This is a genomic window from Notoacmeibacter ruber (assembly GCF_003668555.1).
Classification (GTDB): Bacteria; Pseudomonadota; Alphaproteobacteria; order Rhizobiales; family Rhizobiaceae; genus Notoacmeibacter; species Notoacmeibacter ruber.
Map to the genome: position 1 here is coordinate 2,270,564 of NZ_RCWN01000001.1, position 16,958 is coordinate 2,287,521.

Genomic DNA, 16,958 nt, shown 5'->3' on the forward strand with positions numbered 1-16,958 from the left:
GAACTTTGCCCTCCACCCTCGTTCGTGTATGTGGCGGGCGAAACGACCGTGACACGGGTTTGGGACGGATATGCTGGCTTTCCGATCGCTCCTCTTCAACGCGATTTTCTATCTGAATCTTCTGCTTCAGATGCTGGTCTTTGCCATTTTCACCTTTCTGGGGCCGTTCTGGTACGTGTGGGGAGTTGGAAAAGTCTGGTCGTCCAGCAGTCTCTGGCTGGCCCGCCATATCGTCGGCATTCGCGTGCAGGTCGAAGGTACCGAAAACATGGTCGACACGAACTGCATCGTGGCGATCAAGCATCAGAGTTTTCTGGATACGTTTGCGTTCGTGCCGCACATCAAGGCCGGCATGATCGTTCTGAAACGGGAGCTGACCTGGATACCGATCTTCGGCTGGTATCTGTTGCGCTTCCGCTTCATCGCCATCAACCGCGGCAGGGGCCGCGCCGTGATGGAGCAGATCGCCAACAAGGCCGCCATGCGCATGGCACGGCAGGACCGCCAGCTCATCATCTACCCGGAGGGCACACGCAAGGCCGTCGGCGCACCGCCGGACTACAAATACGGTATCGTGGAACTCTATGCCCGGCTCAACATTCCGGTCGTGCCGATTGCGCACCTTGCCGGGCTCTATTGGCCGCGCCGCCAGTTCCGCCGCTACCCCGGCCTGATGGTCGCGCGTATTCTCGAACCGATTCCACCCGGCCTGCCCCGCCAGGAATTTCGCCGGCTCCTCTGCGAAAAGATCGAAGGCGCCTGCGACGAGCTGCTGGTCGAAGTGGCGCGCAGTGAAGACCCGCCGCCCTTTCCGCCCACGGCCATCGTCAGGCTGGAAGAACTTGGCGTTGAAACGGAAGGGCTGCCTCGCCGGAACTAACGCGCGCCAGCCTTCAATTCCTTCGCCACGGCCTCAAGCCAGCCATCCCGGATGTTGAGTTCGAGGAGATGATCGACCGTGTTGAGAACGTAGTCGGCATTGGGGCCGAACTTGCCTGTCGCCCCCGCAACACGCTGCGCCGCATCGGAGACGCTCAGCGAGCCGAGATACTGATCATGGTAGCGGTCGACGACATAACAAACCGCTTCGATGCGTCGGCCGTCTGCCAGTTGCACGTTGCGGCGGCATTCCAGATAGACGTTCGTCACCAGTTCTCGGGCGCGCAGATCGGCCATCACCTTGTCGTGCTGACGCCCATCTACGCGAAAGGCGAGGCCGACGCATGAGCCGCCCCGATCCAGCCCGAGCACGAGGCCGGGACGTTCCGGTGTGCCGCGCATGACATGCGACGAGATGCACAGAGACCGGCGATAACCGTGCAGGCGCGCCCGGACCGTTTCCAGAGGCTCAAATTCGGGCCGCCACATCAAAGATCCATAGCCAAACACCCAGAAATCAGTCATATCGCCCTCATGCCCTGGCCTTTTCCATCCAACCTTTTCTCACGATGACCCGGCGACTCGCACCGCATCCAGACGATCAGAAATCCCGCCCGAGAAGCGGACGGATGGTCCTTGCGCTTGGTATCGCGCTGTTGATCGTCTTCGTGGCGTGGACGGCGGGCTGGTTCTATATGGCGAGCCGCCTCGAATCGCAAATGCGGCAGGCGATCGCGCAGTTCAGCGAAGGCAGCGGTGAGGCCTCCTGTGCTCAGATGGACGTCTGGGGCTATCCCTTCCAGCTCGGCGTCTCCTGCGAGCCCGTCACCTTTCTGACCGATGATCGTCAGTATGCCGGCAAGGCGAAGGCGTTTCACTCGTCGGTTCAGCTCAACGATCCGAATCGCATTGCCGGAGAGGTCGAGGCACCGCTTCAGCTCGAAAGCTCGCGCTTTCCGCCGCTCAGTGTCGGCTGGGACCATATGAGCCTTTCGACCCGCTACGCCGAGCCGCTGCCCGAAACTCTATCGATCGATGGCCGAAACGTGACGTTCGTCTTGCAGGAAAACGGCTCCCTCCTCGCCGAAGTGGGGCGCCTTCTTGTGAAGACGAAAGTCGATCAAAGCGACCTCGACATCACCCTGCGCCTCGCCGATATGACGTCCCCGATGACCGGTGGCGAAGGCTTACCGCCTCTGTCGCTCGAAGCCGATGTAAGCCTTACCGATGGTGTGCCGATACTCGCACAAAACGGCCTTGCTTCAATGCGGGGACTATCCGGCCGCCTCGATCAGGTTCATCTGCGGGCCGGATCGGGAGACGCACAACTCTGGATATCGGGTGACTATGAAGTCGATTCGGATGGATTGATCGACGGCGATATCAAGATCAAGCTGCAATCGCCGGAAGAGATCGGAGACCTTCTTGCTGAACTCGTTCCGGCCGAAGCCGATGCGATCCGAGGGGCATTTGATGCCTTGGACAATTTTGCCGTCAATGACGGTCGAACACCTTCGATCCCGGTGAAGGTCGAAAACGGCGTCCCGTCGATTCTCTTCATCAAGCTGCCGGCAATCCCGCCGCTGCCTTGAGAAAGCAAAGCGCGGGAGCGGTCGCCAATAGCGATCAGGACTTTGCGTTCTCGCTCTTTCCGCGGACGACGGAACGTCCGAAGTCTGCGACATCCACATCCTGACCAGCCTCGATAATTCCGCTGCGAATGGCGCGGGTGCGCGTGAACAGATCGAAAAGCGCCTCACCGTCGCCACGACGCACGGCCTTCCGAAGGGCCGTCAAATCTTCCGAAAAACGCGAGAGCATTTCGAGGATCGCGTCGCGATTGTGCAGGCAGACGTCGCGCCACATGGTCGGATCGGAAGAGGCCAGCCGCGTGAAGTCGCGAAAGCCCGAAGCCGAGTACTTGATGACTTCACGCTCGGTGACGCTCTCCAGTTCATCGGCGGTGCCGACAATATTGTAGGCGATCAGATGCGGTACATGGCTTACCAGGGCGAGCACCTGGTCATGGTGCCCCGCTTCCATCACCTCGACGCGGCTGCCACATGCTTCCCAGAATGCCGTAAGCGCCTCCATCGCCGGTGAACCCGTCTCATCCTTCGTCGGGATCAGAATGCACCAGCGGTCCTCGAAGAGCGAGGCAAAGCCTGCCGAAGGACCGCTCTTCTCGGTGCCCGCGATCGGGTGACCCGCGATGAAATGCACATGATCGGGCAATTCCGGCGCCATTTGCGCGATGACGGAGCGTTTCGTCGATCCGACATCCGTCACGATGGCGCCTTTTTTCAGAGCGGGCGCGATCTGCCGCGCCACCGCGCCCGACGCGCCGACCGGCACGGACACGATCACAAGGTCGGCATCCTTGACCGCCTCGGCCGCATCCAGCTCATACCGGTCGCCCAGTTCAAGCGAACGCGCTTCTTCGAGCGTCTCTTCACGGCGCGTGGAGATCACGACTTCACCGGCCAGCTTCTCCCGCACAATCACTCTCGCGAGGGAGGAGCCGATCAGGCCGATACCGATCAGCGCGATGCGGTCGAACATCGGTTGTGTCATGCGCGGTCCAGAAATTCCGCGAGAGCCGCCAGCACGCCTTCATTGGCCTCGGCGGCGCCGATCGTCATCCGCAGCGCGTTCGGAAAGCCGTAGCCGCCAACCTGCCGCAGGATGAAACCGCGCTCTGAAAGGAACGTGTCCGCTTCGGAAGCGCTCTTGGTCTCGTCTCCTTCGGGAAAATGGATCAGGACGAAATTACCGACCGACGGCGTGACGCGAAGCCCAAGGGCTTCAAGACCCTCGGTCACCTTCTTGAGCCATTCCGTATTATGGGCGACCGCTTTGGCGATGTGGGTTTGATCACCCATAGCCGCGACCCCGGCAGCAATGGCCGGTCCGGTGACATTGAAGGGGCCGCGAATCCGGTTCAACGCATCGATCACGGCCTCGGGACCGTAGATCCAGCCAAGCCGCAGCGATGCCAAGCCGTAGATCTTCGAAAAGGTCCGCGTCATGACAACGTTGCCTGCGCTCCGAACCAGTTCGATACCTGCCTCGTAGTCGTCCTTCTCGACGTATTCCGCATAAGCCGCGTCGAGGACCAGCACCACGTGTTTCGGCAAACCCTCGTGGAGCCGCTTTACTTCGCTGGCGGGCAGATACGTCCCTGTCGGATTGTTCGGATTGGCAAGGAACACAATCTTCGTGCGCTCGGTCACCGCCGCCAAAATGGCGTCGACGTCAGCGGTTTCATCGGTCTCGGGCGCGATGACGGGAACACCACCCGCAGCCAGAATGGCGATGCGGTAGACGAGGAAACCGTGCTGGCAATAAATGCCTTCATCACCCGGATTGAGGTAGGTGTAGGCCAGAAGGGAAAGAAGCTCGTCCGAACCCGCGCCGCAAATGATCCGCTCCGGATCAAGGCCATGCGCTGCGCCGATCGCCTCGCGCAGATCGGCAGCCGAGCCGTCAGGATAGCGCTCCAGCGTCTCGCCACTGTCACGAAAGGCTTCGATCGCGACAGGCGATGCTCCAAGCGGGGTTTCGTTGGACGAAAGCTTGTGAAGACGCGCCTGGCCCTCCCCCTTGCTGCGGCCAGGCACATAAGGGCTTATGGAGGCGATCGTGTCGCGCGCGAGTGGGGCGTCGATTATCTTGAACTCGGTCATGTCTGCGCTCATGGCAATGAAAATCGTCGAGGGGTGATTATCTGCCCCAGTCTCGTCTGTCGAGTGCAGCACGGTGACGGCCAAGTGCGCCGGCAGGCTGCAAAACAGGCTGAAAGACCCGTCGGCTGGCGCGCTCGGCGACGGGCAATCCTTGATAAAGACGCTTCTCGGCCACAACGATGCGGACTCCGGCAAATAAAGGCCAGAATCGCCGGCCCAACCGCTCCATCGCGCCGGCAAATCGGAGAGCGAAGCGGCGACGCAGCGGCGGGAAGTGCAGAGCTTCGACGCGGTGCGTCACCGTTAGATTGCTCTCTTCGAGCAGCCGTGAAAGCTGGCCTTCCGAAAAAGGGCGGCCGGTACCGAAAGGCGTATGCTCGAACCGGGCCCACAGCCCTCTACGGCTCGGCACGACGGCAACCACGCGCCCGCCGGGAGAAAGAACCCGCCAGGCTTCGGTCAGCGTTTCGCGAGGATTTTCCGAATGCTCCAGCGCATGGACGTATAAAAGTCGGTCGACCGAACTGTCGGCAAGCGGCAGTTCCTCGTCGAAAATGAGCGCGGTGGCGCTTTTTGCGTCCGTCGGCCAGGCCACGGCACCCTGCCCCGCGGGCATGAAGCATAGCGTTCGTTCGGCTTCGGAAGCGAAGCGATCAAGCCAGGGAACCGGATAGCCGACCCCGACAAACCGCTCCGAGGCACTCGGTTCCCATACCGATGAAAGAGCGCGCGCGATCGATTGCTCCGCCAGTTGGCCTAGCGGGCTTGAATAAAAGTCTCGTAGGGCGCGAATTTCACAATGCATGGCAGCAAGATAAGGCACCTCTTTCGTCAGGAAAACCTTGACCGTCATCGCCAGCGCTGCACCTTCGGGGAGAATGGAAAAGCGATGGAGGCCCAGCATGGCGCTGCAGATCGAACAGTTCATGGCGCGCGACGACAATTTCTGCGTGCTGGTGCATGATCCTGATAGCCACAGCACCATATCCATCGACGCGCCGAAAGAAGGGCCGATTCTCGACGCCCTCGAAAGGACGGGCTGGAACCTCACTCACATCCTGATCACGCATCACCACGGCGATCATGTCGAAGCGATCAAGCCATTGAAACACCGTTTCACGCCCAAGGTCATCGGACCGAAGGCGGAAGCAGACAAGATCGACGGCCTCGATGAACTGGTCGGCGATGCCGACACCGTTTCGATTTGCGGCGAGGATATCCAGGTGATCGAGACGCCGGGCCACACCGCCGGCCATGTCTGCTACTTCTTCCCCAAAAACAAGCTGCTATTTGCCGCCGACACACTATTTGCGATGGGATGCGGACGCCTGTTCGAGCGCAGCCCCGAGGATATGCAGCGAAGCTTCGACAAGCTGGCCGAGCTGCCGGACGACACAAAGGTCTATTGCGGCCACGAATACACGCTGGCTAACGCGAAATTTGCCGTGACCGTCGATCCGGAAAATGAGAAGCTGAGGGAGCAGCTGGAGAAGGTTGCCGCCCAACGCGAGGCGGGCGAAGCGACGTTGCCGACCACGATCGGGCTGGAAAAAGAGACCAACCCTTATTTTCGCACCCGCGACGACGTGCTGAAGAAGGCGCTGAATATGGAAGCCGCCTCGGCAGCGGAGGTATTTGCTGAAATCCGCTCGAGAAAAGACAATTTCTAGGTCGGGGAAGGGCCGGCCGACTTTGCCAGCTTTCGCCGCGCAAGCAATGATGAGGCGGCGAGGCCTGCGCCTGACGTGATCAGTAGACATGCCAGCCCGATCCGCCAGGTGAGTTCTGCCTGGCCGAAAGCGATCAGCAGAAGCGTCGATAGAAGGGGAGCCGCATAGGCTGCCGCCCCGAGCACGGCAACATCGCCGCGTTTCATCCCCTCATCCCAGAAGAAAAAGGCGATCCCCACGGGCCCAAGGCCGAGGCATAGGACGGCCATCCATTCCACGCTGTTCTCGGGCAGAACCGTCGCCTCGACCATCGCGTGCATGACGAAGCTCAGAGCGCTGGTACCGAGGCAGTACCACGTTACGGCCAAGGTCGGCACCTCGTGAAACCGGCGTGCAGCGAGCGAATACATCGTCCAGAAGAATGCTGCGCCAAGCGCAAGCGCATATCCCGGCAGGTACTCCGCCTCGAAGCGGAACGCGCCGTCCTTCATCACGATGAGGACCGTGCCGATCAGACCGAGCAGCGCGCCCGTCCATTGCCGCCAACCCGGCGTGTTGCCCGCCACGAGCCCCGATCCCAGAACGATGAATAACGGCCACAGATAGTTGAGCAGATTGGCCTCGACCGGAGGCGCCAGCCTGAGACTGGCAAAATAAAGTGCGTGGAAGAAGAACAGGCCCGCAGTACCGAAACCGATAACGAAGGGTGGCAACCGCAAGGTTTGCCAAAAGATCGCTCGCCCTTTCGCCGTCGCAAGGCCGAAGGAGAGCCCAACCATGGTCGCGACGGCGAAGGCCATCCCGTTCAGCAGAAGCGGTGGCACCTCGCCGGAAAGAGTCGTGAACAGAGCCAGCGAGGCCCAGAGCAGCACAGCCAGAAAACCGATGGCGGTCGAACGGATCATGCCGCGGCCTTAGGCGACAGCCAGCGACCGGACAAGCGATAAAGTTCAGGGGCGGCCGTATATTTCGGATGCCCGAATGCGCAGCGTCGCATCCTTGTGCGGAATGACCGCCGATACGGGCACCCAATATAGCCCCACGGGATTGGCCCAGACGATCTCAATGGTCTGGCGCGCCAGATGTCTGCGCGACGAACTGTTGGTGCTGTAACCCGCAATGGGTGTGAAACGCGCCTTGCATTCGATGCCGCGCTCGGGTGCGCCCTTGATGGCAACCGGGACCGGCTTCGGCGCACTCAGTGCCAGGGTCAGGCGCATTTCGCCATCGAAGAGGTCCAGCGTTCGGTCGCAGACGGCGCGGGCCGTATCGGCCTCGATGACGAGCCCGGTGAACATATCGACAAAACCGGCGCGCGCAGCGCCATCGAGCGGAACCCAGGCATCTCCATCTTTCCGCTTATTCTCCGGCTTGGTCTTCAGTTCGGTCAGCGTGTCGCCTGACCATTTCGCCGTCCCGCGCCAGGGATCCTTGCCCTCATATTTCATGGCGAAGTCATCGGGCTTCCAGCCCTCCGGCGTCACGCGGCCATCGACCGACAGCTTGCCCCGGATAGCGCCGAATATGCGGCCGACACCCGCCGGCCGAAGTTTGCCGTCGACCGTGTAGCGCTGGTCATTGCCCTTCCAGTCGATCTCGATCTTCATCGCGGGCAGGCCGAAAACCGAAAACACATAGTCGGCACCGAGACTGACGGCGCCGGCCGGTTGGGCCATCAGGGGCGCCACCGAAAGAATGAGCGTGAAAAGCCGCCCTTTTGCGCTTATAGCCATCCAATATTCCGATCCTGTTCGTGGACCGTCCCTCTTGGCCCACTAACAACGGCCAAATACGGCGCCATGACGGCGGAGCCCAGCCTCGCATATCTCGGCGTTCCCGACTTGACGGCGCGATCCGTTACCACTATGGAACATCAACTTTTCCGGCCGACCTGCCGAACAGAGCCGCGCACGCGCGGCTTTTTTCGCGTCTCGGCTAAGCGGCTCGAAGGCGCTGACCGCCCGGCCACGCATCAAGAACGAAGGAACACTGACAATGTCCCGCATCTGCGAATTGACCGGCAAGGGCGTATTGGTTGGCAACAACGTCTCCCATGCCAACAACAAGACCAAGCGTCGCTTCCTGCCGAACCTCGTCAACGTCTCTCTGATGTCCGACGCGACCGGCCAGAGCTACCGCCTGCGTGTTTCGGCCGCGGCGCTCCGCACCGTCGAACATCGCGGTGGCCTCGACAACTTCCTGATGAAGTCCCGCAACGAAATCCTTTCGCAGCGGGCCCGCCTGATCAAGCGTCAGGTTCAGAAGGCCCTCGACAAGGAAAACCTGCCGGCCGCGTAAGCGCCAACGGTTTTCGGAAGACTTTTGAAGCGGGCCGGCAACGGCCCGTTTTTTTTATTGGGATGATTGCTATGGCGCATGACCGACTGACCTTTCTGGCCATTTCAGGCAGTGCGCGCCGTGCATCGACCAATACTGCTATGCTCCGGACTATTCAGCAAATGTCGCCAGCGGAAGTCGTGATCGACCTCCTGTCCCCGGTCAATTCACTGCCGGTCTTCTCACCGGATCTGGAAGGAGAGAACACGCCGCCCGAAATTGAGAGGCTTTTGGCAGCCATCGAAACTGCGGACGGTCTGATTTTTGCCAGCCCGGAATATGTTCGTGCCATTCCCGGCGGCCTGAAGAACCTGATCGACTGGCTCGTCTCACGCGATGCGATCATCAACAAACCGATTGCGATCGCCCACGCGTCTCATCGGGGGGAGGATATGCTGGCTTCGCTGCGGACCGTGCTCTCGACCATTTCGGCAGCGTTCACGAGTGATGTCTTCGTCAGTTTCGCGCTGATGGCGAAATCGCCAGCGGAAATCGACGATATCCTTCGGCAACCTGAAAACAGTGCTGCGATCACAGGCTTTCTGTCCGATTTCGCCGATCACTGCGCGTCGAATTCAAATTCCAGATAAAGAGTACGCTGGAGAAGGCTCTTATTGTCGTCGGAAATGATCCCGATCCGAGTCGCTCCATCCTCGGTACGAAAGACGTCAATGCCTTCCATATTGTCGATCTGGTAACGCATATCGGTGGTCAGGATCACCTCGCCATCAACGACGGCACCAGGTTTGATCTCGTTCAGATCGATGACCCTCAACTGCATGCCCACCCCGCGCGCCAGCGAGAATGATCGCTCGAGAAGCAGAAGCCGGCCGCCCGGCAAGATCGCGCCATCGGTCGGCGAGAAACGGTCGCTTGGTTTGACCGCGAAAAGCCCTTTGCGCGGCCCTTCGAGGACTGCGGCCAGAATATTACCGTCCCTATCGATGCTGGTTTCGGCAATCGCAATTCTTGCGCCCTCAAAAGGGCTGTCATCCGGCGTCCGCACCAGTGTTTCGATGCCGCCATTGCCCCGCAATTCATGCTCGGGGATGAGAATGGGAACCCGGCCCACCGGCGTTGCGCTCTGACCATCGAGCTGAAATTCGATGATCCGGTCAATCCGCTCGAATGAAACAGAGGCCCGATCGCCATCGACGGAAAGGCCCTCCGCATCGGAAAGGTATTTTGCCCGTTGGGCACGTCCGGTTTCATCGGTCATTTCGGTAATGGCGGCGTCCGCGACCCCGGTGGGGCGCCCCTCCCCGTCCCGTTCGAGCCGGCCGAAAAAGAAAAAGCCCGTATCGGAGACGGCGACGAACCGGCCGCCGTCATCGTCGCGAAAACGAAATCCCGAAAAGGCACCGAGATGGCGGTGGCCGCCAATAAGATTGAGTCCGCCGATAAAACGCAACGGACCGAAATGCGTCTCGTCCGAACCGATATGAAACGCGTCGATCCGCTCCAGACTGACCTCGAACGGTTCGCTCGCCGGCGACGGACTGACGGACAAGGTCGCGAACAACACGCCGCCGATCATTGCAGCAAAACCGATGTGACGCATTGTCAGCGGCGCCCGGCGCTCTGTCTCGGCATTGGCTGCGCCAACTCGTCCTCGAAAAGCGCGGCGAGCTGTTCCGTCATGGCTCCCGCCAGCTCCTCCACATCGACGATGGTCACCGCACGGCGATAATATCGCGTCACATCATGACCGATGCCGATGGCAAGAAGTTCGACCGGAGAGCGGGTCTCGACCCGTTCGATCACCGCCCGCAGATGCTTTTCCAGATAGTTGCCCGAATTGACCGAGAGGGTCGAGTCGTCGACCGGAGCACCGTCGGATATCATCATCATGATCTTCCGCTGCTCATGCCGCTGCAGCAAACGCTGATGCGCCCATATCAACGCTTCGCCGTCGATATTCTCCTTTAGAAGTCCCTCGCGCATCATCAGGCCGAGATTCGTCTTGGCGCGCCTCCAGGGCATGTCCGCACTCTTGTAGATGATATGCCGCAGATCGTTGAGCCTGCCGGGCGATGGCGGCTTGCCGGATTTCAACCACTCTTCTCGGCTGCTGCCGCCCTTCCAGGCCCGTGTGGTAAATCCAAGCACCTCGACCGAAACACCACAGCGCTCGAGCGTGCGCGCCAGAATATCGGCACAGGTGGCCGCGACGGTGATGGGCCGGCCCCGCATGGAGCCGGAATTGTCGATCAGCAGCGTCACGACGGTATCGCGGAAATTGGTATCGCGCTCCTGCTTGAAGGAGAGCGGCTGCATCGGATCCATGATGATCCGCGACAGTCTGGCCGGGTCGAGATAGCCCTCTTCCAGATCAAAATCCCATGACCGGTTCTGCTGTGCCATCAAGCGGCGTTGCAATCGGTTTGCCAGGCGGCTGACGACGCGCTGCATATTGCCGATCTGCTTGTCCAGGAAAGCGCGCAGACGCTCCAGTTCTTCCTGATCGCAGAGCTCGTCGGCCGCGACTTCCTCATCGAAAGCCGTCGTGAAGGCCTTGTAGTCGAATTCCGAGGCGATGTCGGAGAACACATCGTTCTCGCGCCGGGTCTCGCCGGGCGTATCGGCCTCGTCTTCGCCTTCCTCGTCCTCGTCGAACTCGGCGTCCGAAGCCTCGGCCATTTCAGTCTGTTCGCTATCCTGCGGATCGCCTTCCTCCTCGGAGGCGTCAGCCTCCGCATCCTGCTCGCCTTCGGATTGCTCGCCGCCTTCATCCTCGCTGTCCTGCGGTTCGGGCTCGCTTTCCTCGTCCTCGGACTGATCGCTCTCATCATCCATTTCGTCAGAGAGCTCTTCAGCCATCTCCATCGAGACGAGAAGTTCGCGGATCGACCGCGCGAAATCATCCTGGCTTTCGATCGAATCGAGAAGGGTATCCAGCCGCCCCTCGGACTTCTCCTCCACCCAGTCACGCCATAGGGAAACGGCACTCTCAGCCGCCTGCGGCAGGGGCCGGCCGGTCAGCCGCTCGCGAACCATCAGTGCGACGGCCTCTTCCACGGGAACGTCGTCGCGGCTGGAGGCTGCGGAGAAATTGGATTTCTGGCAACGGTCCTCGACCATCGCGCCGATATTGTCGGCCACGCCGGGCATACGGTTGGCGCCGATCGAATCGCACCGCGCCGCCTCGACCGCATCATAGACGGCACGGGCCTGCCGGCCCTCCGGTGCAAGGCGTACATGCAGCCGTTCGTCGTGGCAGGCCTTGCGCAGCGCCATGGAGTCGCCGACGCCACGGGTGATCGACAGATCGATACCACTCGCCTTCTTCGGAAGATCTGGAAGGCGGGCGCGGTTGCCGACCAGCGCGGGCTTGTCGCGCGAAAAGGAAACCTCCAATTCGCGCTCGCCGCTCATCGCACGTACGGTGGCCGATACGGAACGCTTGAACCCGTCCTGCGCTTCCGTCACAGATTTCGCCGCCTTGCGCGAATTATGCCCTGAACTGCTCATGGACTGCAGATAAGGCGTGAACCTAAACCGGGGCAAGAGCCAATTCACCTGACAAGAACCGATTGTTCATTCAGACGAAACGATCTGTCGAAATTTGTTCAATTGAACGATCGCAGCTGATGCGCAAATGATGTGGAAATTCACTCAGGAGACCCATCATGTCCCAGACCAAACCCCGCATCGCGATCATCATCGGATCGACACGCCCGACCCGTTTTGCCGACAAGCCCGCCGCATGGATGCTCGAAAAAGCAAAAGCACACGGCGCATTCGACGTCGAGCTGGTTGACCTCCGCGAGATGGACCTGCCCTTTTTCGATGAAAAAGCATCCAATCTCTGGATGGCCAGCGACAATCCGAAAGCCCTTCAATGGCAGGAGAAGATCGCAGAATTCGACGGCTACATCTTCGTTGTCGCCGAGTACAACCACTCCATCACCGGCTCGCTGAAGAACGCGCTCGATCAGGCCTATGTCGAATGGAACAGGAAGCCGATGGCCTATATCGGCTATGGCGGCGTCGGAGCGGCGCGTGCGATCGAACATCTGCGCGGCATCGGCATCGAGCTGCAGATGGTCCCGCTCCGCAACGCCGTTCACATCGCCGCCGGCAGCTTCATGGCCGTCCATCCACTCGGCGAAAATGGACCGATGGAGACCATCGAAAATGCCATTGCACCCGCGGCGCAGGCCATGCTCGACGAACTCGAATGGTGGGCCAAGGCTACCATGGCCGCGCGAAATGGGCAGACCGAAACGTCCTGACGCCGTCGCGCGTCCGGGGAAATGAATCGCCGCCGACTTCAACTTTTCCGTAATGGAACATTGCAATATCTCGACCATTGGTTGCGCGAAGGATTTTGAAATCGAGGAGATTTTCAATATGCGTATTCGTGCAATGACCGCTTCTGCCGCCGCCGTTCTTTTGGCAACAACTGGCGTCGCCATGGCGGAAAAAGGCGGCAAGACGCCTTACGAAGCCATCAGCAAAAACGCTGACAAGAACGGCGCCTTCGAGAACAAGAGCGGCTATGTCACCAATGGCAAGGTCAACTTTTCGGAAGCCGGTGCCAAGCGTTCGGTGAACGGAAAGGCTGGCGACCGCGCCAATGAGAACAGCGCGATCGCTACAGACGATGATCGTGACGGCACGCGGGTCGAGCCGCGTGGCCTTTACAAAAAGAACGACTGATCGACCCGCACGTTCAACAAAAAGCCCCGCGTTCCAGAGTGGAGCGCGGGGCTTCGATCACTTCATATTGAAATGGCGTTGAAGAATGAGAACCAACTGTTCTGCCGACTCCTGATCGAGCTGAATAGATTGGCTCACTTTGCCTGGGATTTCCCTGCTATCGCGGCCCATCGTGTTGAGCTGGAAGAGCTTTCGGCCGTCTTTTTCGTGTAGATAGTAGATCGCTTCTATAGGATCATGAAGCGAGATCCGTTCCATCTCTCCACGGACGAATTTGCTAATCCTTGCCATATCTCACCCCAGCACAACATTTGCCGCGCTTTCCGGCAGTTCCTCGCCGAAAGCACGCTGATAGAACTCCGAAACGATCGTCCGCTCCATCTCGTCGCATTTGTTGAGGAAGGTTAGCCGGAAGCTCATGCCGACATCCTTGAAGATGTCAGCATTCTCGGCCCAGGTGATCACCGTACGCGGGCTCATCACCGTCGAAAGATCGCCATTCATGAACGCGGCCCGCGTCATGTCCGCAACGCGCACCATCTTGTTGACGGTCTCGCGGCCCTGCTCGTTCTGATAATGCCGCGCCTTGGCCTGTACGATCTCCACCTCCTTGTCATGGGGCAGATAGTTCAGGGTCGTCACGATCGACCAGCGGTCCATCTGCGCCTGGTTGATCTGCTGCGTGCCATGATAAAGGCCGGTCGTATCGCCGAGGCCGACCGTGTTCGCGGTAGCGAACAGGCGGAAGGCGGGATGGGGCCGAATGACGCGGCTCTGATCGAGAAGAGTGAGGCGTCCAGAGCTTTCCAGAACGCGCTGGATTACGAACATCACATCCGGTCGGCCCGCATCATATTCGTCAAAGACGAGCGCCACATTGTTCTGGTACGCCCAGGGCAGAATGCCGTCCTTGAATTCGGTGATCTGCTGGCCGTCCTGCAGGACGATGGCATCTTTGCCGACCAAGTCGATACGGCTGACATGGCTGTCGAGGTTGACGCGCACAGCGGGCCATTTCAGCCGCGCCGCAACCTGCTCGATATGGGTCGATTTGCCGGTGCCGTGAAAGCCGGAAACCAGTACCCGGCGGTTATAGGCAAAGCCGGCCAGGATCGCGAGAGTCGTCTGCCGATCGAACAGATAGTCCGTATCGAGCTCCGGCACATGGGAGTCGGCTTGGCTATAGGCCGGAACGATCATATCGGAGTCGATACCGAAGGTCTCCCGAACCGAAACGGATGTATCGGGCAGGCCGGGCTGTTCGTTTGTCTGGGTATCCATCAGGTCTCGTCGCGGCGGATTGCGCACTGGCTCTTTGGCCGCACGGCCCGCCTTGTCCTTCTTGCAGATGCAGATTGAAAGGGTCGTCTTGGGGCTTTGGTTTCCCTAGCAGAAACCGGAACGCTTGAGCAATCGATAGGCGTCCAGGACTTCGCGAAACCGCTCTTCGCTGCCCCTGTCCCCATGATTGGCATCGGGATGGTACTGCTTGACCAACAGCTTGTAGCGCACCCTAATTTCTTCGGGCGTTGCGCGCCGCTCAAGCCCCAGCGTGCGGATCGCCTTCTTTTCCAAGGGCCGAAGCGCCCGCTCCTGAACCACCGGCCCGTTGGAATTGCTCCCAGGCTGCCGGCGTCCCGTATACGAATAATAGCCCGCACGGCCGCTTCGCATCGAGCTGATTTCCGGCGCGGCAGCGGTTTCACTGCCAAGCGAACCGATCTTCCAGGTCGGCCGGTGGCCGGTCGCCGCCTCTTTCTGATAGCGGGCGATCTCGCCGTCCGAGAGGCCGGAAAAATAGTTGTAGCCTTTGTTGTAGCGCCTGACATGCTCCATGCAGAAGCGAAAATACTCGCCTTCCGCACTGCGACCGACAGGTGCGCGAAACTCACCAGGCTCGTGGCACCCGTCCCACTGGCAGATTGCCTCCGTCTCCGCTTTCGGCTGCGCTTTTTTCTGCGACTTGATGCGGATGGAATCGAAAAGATTTGAACGCGACTTCATGGGGCAGATTCTGGGGTGCTTCGGCTGCGATAACAAGAATTGACAAGCGAACATTATTTGTCCGAAAGGTGCGAAACATATGTCCACCTCTCAAAACGGGAACAAATCATGGCCTCTGCCGGACCGATCGAAACCGCGATGCGTGACAAGCTGGTGCGACGGTTCTCGCCCGAGCGGCTTGAAATCGTGAATGAAAGCCATCTCCATGCCGGCCATCATAATCACGATTCCGACCATCACGACACGTTCGACGGCACGGGCGAAACGCATTTCCGCGTCCGGATTGTCGCGGCGGAATTCGATGGCATGAGTCGGGTGAACCGCCATCGCGCCGTCAACGAAACGCTGGCAGACGAGTTGACCCCCGAAAAAGTTCACGCGCTCGCCATCGAGCCGGCTGCACCCGGTGAACCGACGCGCTGGTAGGCGAAATCCCTCGGCTTAGCTGGCCAGCTCTTCGCCCGGCCCCACGATCGGACGAATTCGCAGGCTGACAATGCGGTTCTTCTCTCGCCGAAGAACGACGAAACGCTTGCCGTGAAAAGTGAAAGCCTGCCGTTCGTCGGGAATGGACTGCGTCTCGTGGATGACAAGACCGGCAACGGTCGTCGCCCAGTCATCGGGCAGTTCCCAGTCGAGCGCACGGTTGAGATCGCGGATCGGCACCGAGCCATCGACCACCACCGAGCCATCGGCTTCGATGGCCAGCCCTTTCATCTCGACATCATGCTCGTCGGCGATATCACCGACGATCTCCTCGATGATGTCCTCCAGCGTGATCAGACCTTCCAGTTCGCCATATTCATCGACCACGATGGCAAAATGGCTCTGACGCCGCAAAAATGCGTTGAGCTGATCCTGAAGGGTGGTCGTATCGGGGACGAACCAGGCCGGCGCGGCGATCGCCCTGATGTCGATCCGCGAAGGATCATTATTGACATCATGCAGGGCGCGCAGCAGATCCTTGGCGTGGATCACGCCGACGATATTGTCCGGCGTGCCCTCCCATAGCGGCATACGCGTATAGGGCGAGTGGAGGATCTGCCGCACGGCATCCTCCGACGACTCGTCGGTATTCAGCGTCTGCATGCTGGTTCGGTGAATCATCACGTCCGACACTTCCAGCTCGGCCAGATCCAGCAATCCGCCCAGCCGGTCGCGATCGGCCTTCACGAAGGCGCCTTCGCGGTGGAGCACCTCCATCGTGCCACGCAATTCTTCATGTCCGGTCAGCATGGACTGGCCCTCGCCCAGTTTGATGCCGAACAGGCGCAAAACCTGCCGGACGAGGGCATTTACAAGCGATGAGACCGGGCCCAGCACGGTCACATAGATCGCCATCAGCCGACTGACGGCCAGCGAGAAGGTATCGGGCGAAGAGATGGCCCAGCTTTTCGGCAGCACTTCGGCAAAGATGACCAGCAGAACGGTCATGACCAGCGTGGCCCAGACCACGCCGGCCTCCCCGAACAGACGCAGGAACATCGATGTGGCGAGCGACGATGCAAGGATGTTGACCAGATTATTGCCGATCAGCAGCGCCCCGATCAGGCGGTCCCGTCTTTCGATGAGCCGCGTCACGATACCGGCGCGCGGATCGCCGCCCTGCTCCAGACTGTGCATGCGCGCACGGCTGGCTGCGGTCAGCGCCGTTTCCGAACCGGAAAAAACGGCGGATAGAACGATCAGTCCGACGATAACGCCGATAACAACCCACATT

The 16,958-nt window shown here is 60.1% G+C and carries 20 protein-coding genes; 8 read left to right on the forward strand and 12 right to left on the reverse strand.

Going from position 1 to position 16,958, the window contains the following annotated elements:
* Positions 1–70 precede the first annotated feature (70 nt).
* Positions 71–880: a lysophospholipid acyltransferase family protein gene (locus tag D8780_RS10780; protein WP_121645590.1), complete on the forward strand. Its 810-nt coding sequence runs from the start codon at positions 71–73 to the stop codon at positions 878–880.
* On the opposite strand, the gene D8780_RS10785 is transcribed toward D8780_RS10780, so the two are convergent.
* Complete coding sequence (locus tag D8780_RS10785; protein ID WP_121645591.1) at positions 877–1,404, reverse strand: gamma-glutamylcyclotransferase; 528 nt, start codon at positions 1,402–1,404, stop codon at positions 877–879. The two genes, D8780_RS10780 and D8780_RS10785, sit on opposite strands and share 4 nt — an antisense overlap.
* 104 nt (positions 1,405–1,508) lie before the next feature.
* On the opposite strand from D8780_RS10785, the gene D8780_RS10790 reads away from it, so the two are divergent.
* Entirely contained in the window at positions 1,509–2,471 is a 963-nt protein-coding gene (locus D8780_RS10790) for a DUF2125 domain-containing protein (RefSeq protein WP_158598489.1), read from the forward strand.
* A 34-nt stretch (positions 2,472–2,505) separates the two neighbouring features.
* Here D8780_RS10790 and D8780_RS10795 read toward each other — a convergent pair whose 3' ends face one another.
* Genes D8780_RS10795 through D8780_RS10805 form a run of 3 tightly spaced genes read right to left on the reverse strand, consistent with a single transcriptional unit; the run spans position 2,506 to position 5,370 of the window.
* Positions 2,506–3,453, reverse strand: coding sequence for a prephenate/arogenate dehydrogenase family protein (locus D8780_RS10795; RefSeq protein WP_121645593.1), 948 nt, complete (start codon positions 3,451–3,453; stop codon positions 2,506–2,508).
* Positions 3,450–4,565 carry a histidinol-phosphate transaminase gene (gene hisC, locus D8780_RS10800; RefSeq protein ID WP_121645594.1) on the reverse strand — a complete coding sequence of 372 codons (1,116 nt, stop codon included), beginning with the start codon at positions 4,563–4,565 and terminating at the stop codon, positions 3,450–3,452. The genes D8780_RS10795 and hisC overlap by 4 nt, the downstream gene beginning before the upstream one ends.
* 37 nt (positions 4,566–4,602) lie before the next feature.
* Positions 4,603–5,370, reverse strand: a complete 768-nt coding sequence (locus D8780_RS10805; protein WP_121646522.1) for a methyltransferase domain-containing protein — start codon at positions 5,368–5,370, stop codon at positions 4,603–4,605.
* A 97-nt stretch (positions 5,371–5,467) separates the two neighbouring features.
* On the opposite strand from D8780_RS10805, the gene gloB reads away from it, so the two are divergent.
* On the forward strand, positions 5,468–6,235 hold the full coding sequence (gene gloB / locus D8780_RS10810; RefSeq protein WP_121645595.1) for a hydroxyacylglutathione hydrolase: 768 nt from the start codon (positions 5,468–5,470) through the stop codon (positions 6,233–6,235).
* Here the strand turns inward: gloB and yddG are convergent.
* On the reverse strand, positions 6,232–7,140 hold the full coding sequence (yddG, locus tag D8780_RS10815; protein ID WP_121645596.1) for an aromatic amino acid exporter YddG: 909 nt from the start codon (positions 7,138–7,140) through the stop codon (positions 6,232–6,234). The genes gloB and yddG overlap by 4 nt on opposite strands.
* A gap of 45 nt (positions 7,141–7,185) precedes the next feature.
* Positions 7,186–7,968, reverse strand: coding sequence for a DUF3108 domain-containing protein (locus tag D8780_RS10820; RefSeq protein ID WP_121645597.1), 783 nt, complete (start codon positions 7,966–7,968; stop codon positions 7,186–7,188).
* Positions 7,969–8,230: 262 nt separating this feature from the next.
* Between D8780_RS10820 and rpmB the strand changes: the two genes are divergently transcribed.
* Both rpmB and D8780_RS10830 read left to right on the forward strand, forming a co-directional pair.
* On the forward strand, positions 8,231–8,533 hold the full coding sequence (gene rpmB / locus D8780_RS10825; RefSeq protein ID WP_121645598.1) for a 50S ribosomal protein L28: 303 nt from the start codon (positions 8,231–8,233) through the stop codon (positions 8,531–8,533).
* 86 nt (positions 8,534–8,619) lie between these two features.
* Positions 8,620–9,162 (forward strand): NADPH-dependent FMN reductase, encoded by a 543-nt coding sequence (locus D8780_RS10830; RefSeq protein WP_121646523.1) that lies wholly within the window; start codon positions 8,620–8,622, stop codon positions 9,160–9,162.
* Here D8780_RS10830 and D8780_RS10835 read toward each other — a convergent pair.
* Both D8780_RS10835 and cobT read right to left on the reverse strand, forming a co-directional pair.
* A complete protein-coding gene (locus D8780_RS10835) occupies positions 9,132–10,133 on the reverse strand; it encodes an esterase-like activity of phytase family protein (protein WP_121645599.1) in 1,002 nt (333 codons plus the stop codon). The two genes, D8780_RS10830 and D8780_RS10835, sit on opposite strands and share 31 nt — an antisense overlap.
* A gap of 2 nt (positions 10,134–10,135) precedes the next feature.
* Positions 10,136–12,043: a cobaltochelatase subunit CobT gene (cobT, locus tag D8780_RS10840; RefSeq protein ID WP_121646524.1), complete on the reverse strand. Its 1,908-nt coding sequence runs from the start codon at positions 12,041–12,043 to the stop codon at positions 10,136–10,138.
* 158 nt (positions 12,044–12,201) lie between these two features.
* On the opposite strand from cobT, the gene D8780_RS10845 reads away from it, so the two are divergent.
* Both D8780_RS10845 and D8780_RS10850 read left to right on the forward strand, forming a co-directional pair.
* Positions 12,202–12,807 (forward strand): NADPH-dependent FMN reductase, encoded by a 606-nt coding sequence (locus D8780_RS10845; RefSeq protein ID WP_121645600.1) that lies wholly within the window; start codon positions 12,202–12,204, stop codon positions 12,805–12,807.
* A 118-nt stretch (positions 12,808–12,925) separates the two neighbouring features.
* Entirely contained in the window at positions 12,926–13,234 is a 309-nt protein-coding gene (locus D8780_RS10850; RefSeq protein ID WP_147440307.1) for a hypothetical protein, read from the forward strand.
* Positions 13,235–13,291: 57 nt separating this feature from the next.
* Here the strand turns inward: D8780_RS10850 and D8780_RS10855 are convergent, their stop codons facing one another.
* The 3 genes from D8780_RS10855 to D8780_RS10865 all read right to left on the reverse strand — a co-directional run bounded on the left by D8780_RS10855 (position 13,292) and on the right by D8780_RS10865 (position 15,238).
* Positions 13,292–13,525, reverse strand: a complete 234-nt coding sequence (locus tag D8780_RS10855) for a methionyl-tRNA formyltransferase (RefSeq protein WP_245412323.1) — start codon at positions 13,523–13,525, stop codon at positions 13,292–13,294.
* Positions 13,526–13,528: 3 nt separating this feature from the next.
* The gene (gene cobS, locus D8780_RS10860) at positions 13,529–14,515 is read right to left on the reverse strand and encodes a cobaltochelatase subunit CobS (RefSeq protein WP_121645602.1); all 987 of its coding nucleotides are present in this window, start codon (positions 14,513–14,515) and stop codon (positions 13,529–13,531) included.
* Positions 14,516–14,620: 105 nt separating this feature from the next.
* Positions 14,621–15,238: a J domain-containing protein gene (locus D8780_RS10865; RefSeq protein WP_121645603.1), complete on the reverse strand. Its 618-nt coding sequence runs from the start codon at positions 15,236–15,238 to the stop codon at positions 14,621–14,623.
* A gap of 108 nt (positions 15,239–15,346) precedes the next feature.
* On the opposite strand from D8780_RS10865, the gene D8780_RS10870 reads away from it, so the two are divergent.
* On the forward strand, positions 15,347–15,664 hold the full coding sequence (locus D8780_RS10870; protein ID WP_121645604.1) for a BolA family protein: 318 nt from the start codon (positions 15,347–15,349) through the stop codon (positions 15,662–15,664).
* 15 nt (positions 15,665–15,679) lie between these two features.
* Here D8780_RS10870 and D8780_RS10875 read toward each other — a convergent pair whose 3' ends face one another.
* Complete coding sequence (locus D8780_RS10875; protein ID WP_121645605.1) at positions 15,680–16,957, reverse strand: HlyC/CorC family transporter; 1,278 nt, start codon at positions 16,955–16,957, stop codon at positions 15,680–15,682.
* Position 16,958 lies beyond the last annotated feature (1 nt).

What these genes read in the sequence shown, in the direction of transcription:
- D8780_RS10785 (WP_121645591.1), bottom strand. Translation starts at nt 1,404, where the DNA reads ATGACTGATTTCTGGGTGTTTGGCTATGGATCTTTGATGTGGCGGCCC.
- D8780_RS10780 (WP_121645590.1), top strand. Translation starts at nt 71, where the DNA reads ATGCTGGCTTTCCGATCGCTCCTCTTCAACGCGATTTTCTATCTGAAT.
- D8780_RS10795 (WP_121645593.1), bottom strand. Translation starts at nt 3,453, where the DNA reads ATGACACAACCGATGTTCGACCGCATCGCGCTGATCGGTATCGGCCTG.
- D8780_RS10875 (WP_121645605.1), bottom strand. Translation starts at nt 16,957, where the DNA reads ATGTGGGTTGTTATCGGCGTTATCGTCGGACTGATCGTTCTATCCGCC.
- D8780_RS10870 (WP_121645604.1), top strand. Translation starts at nt 15,347, where the DNA reads ATGGCCTCTGCCGGACCGATCGAAACCGCGATGCGTGACAAGCTGGTG.
- D8780_RS10820 (WP_121645597.1), bottom strand. Translation starts at nt 7,968, where the DNA reads ATGGCTATAAGCGCAAAAGGGCGGCTTTTCACGCTCATTCTTTCGGTG.
- D8780_RS10845 (WP_121645600.1), top strand. Translation starts at nt 12,202, where the DNA reads ATGTCCCAGACCAAACCCCGCATCGCGATCATCATCGGATCGACACGC.
- cobT (WP_121646524.1), bottom strand. Translation starts at nt 12,043, where the DNA reads ATGAGCAGTTCAGGGCATAATTCGCGCAAGGCGGCGAAATCTGTGACG.
- D8780_RS10835 (WP_121645599.1), bottom strand. Translation starts at nt 10,133, where the DNA reads ATGCGTCACATCGGTTTTGCTGCAATGATCGGCGGCGTGTTGTTCGCG.
- gloB (WP_121645595.1), top strand. Translation starts at nt 5,468, where the DNA reads ATGGCGCTGCAGATCGAACAGTTCATGGCGCGCGACGACAATTTCTGC.
- D8780_RS10865 (WP_121645603.1), bottom strand. Translation starts at nt 15,238, where the DNA reads ATGAAGTCGCGTTCAAATCTTTTCGATTCCATCCGCATCAAGTCGCAG.
- rpmB (WP_121645598.1), top strand. Translation starts at nt 8,231, where the DNA reads ATGTCCCGCATCTGCGAATTGACCGGCAAGGGCGTATTGGTTGGCAAC.
- D8780_RS10855 (WP_245412323.1), bottom strand. Translation starts at nt 13,525, where the DNA reads ATGGCAAGGATTAGCAAATTCGTCCGTGGAGAGATGGAACGGATCTCG.
- hisC (WP_121645594.1), bottom strand. Translation starts at nt 4,565, where the DNA reads ATGACCGAGTTCAAGATAATCGACGCCCCACTCGCGCGCGACACGATC.
- yddG (WP_121645596.1), bottom strand. Translation starts at nt 7,140, where the DNA reads ATGATCCGTTCGACCGCCATCGGTTTTCTGGCTGTGCTGCTCTGGGCC.
- D8780_RS10805 (WP_121646522.1), bottom strand. Translation starts at nt 5,370, where the DNA reads ATGCATTGTGAAATTCGCGCCCTACGAGACTTTTATTCAAGCCCGCTA.
- D8780_RS10790 (WP_158598489.1), top strand. Translation starts at nt 1,509, where the DNA reads ATGGTCCTTGCGCTTGGTATCGCGCTGTTGATCGTCTTCGTGGCGTGG.
- cobS (WP_121645602.1), bottom strand. Translation starts at nt 14,515, where the DNA reads ATGGATACCCAGACAAACGAACAGCCCGGCCTGCCCGATACATCCGTT.
- D8780_RS10850 (WP_147440307.1), top strand. Translation starts at nt 12,926, where the DNA reads ATGCGTATTCGTGCAATGACCGCTTCTGCCGCCGCCGTTCTTTTGGCA.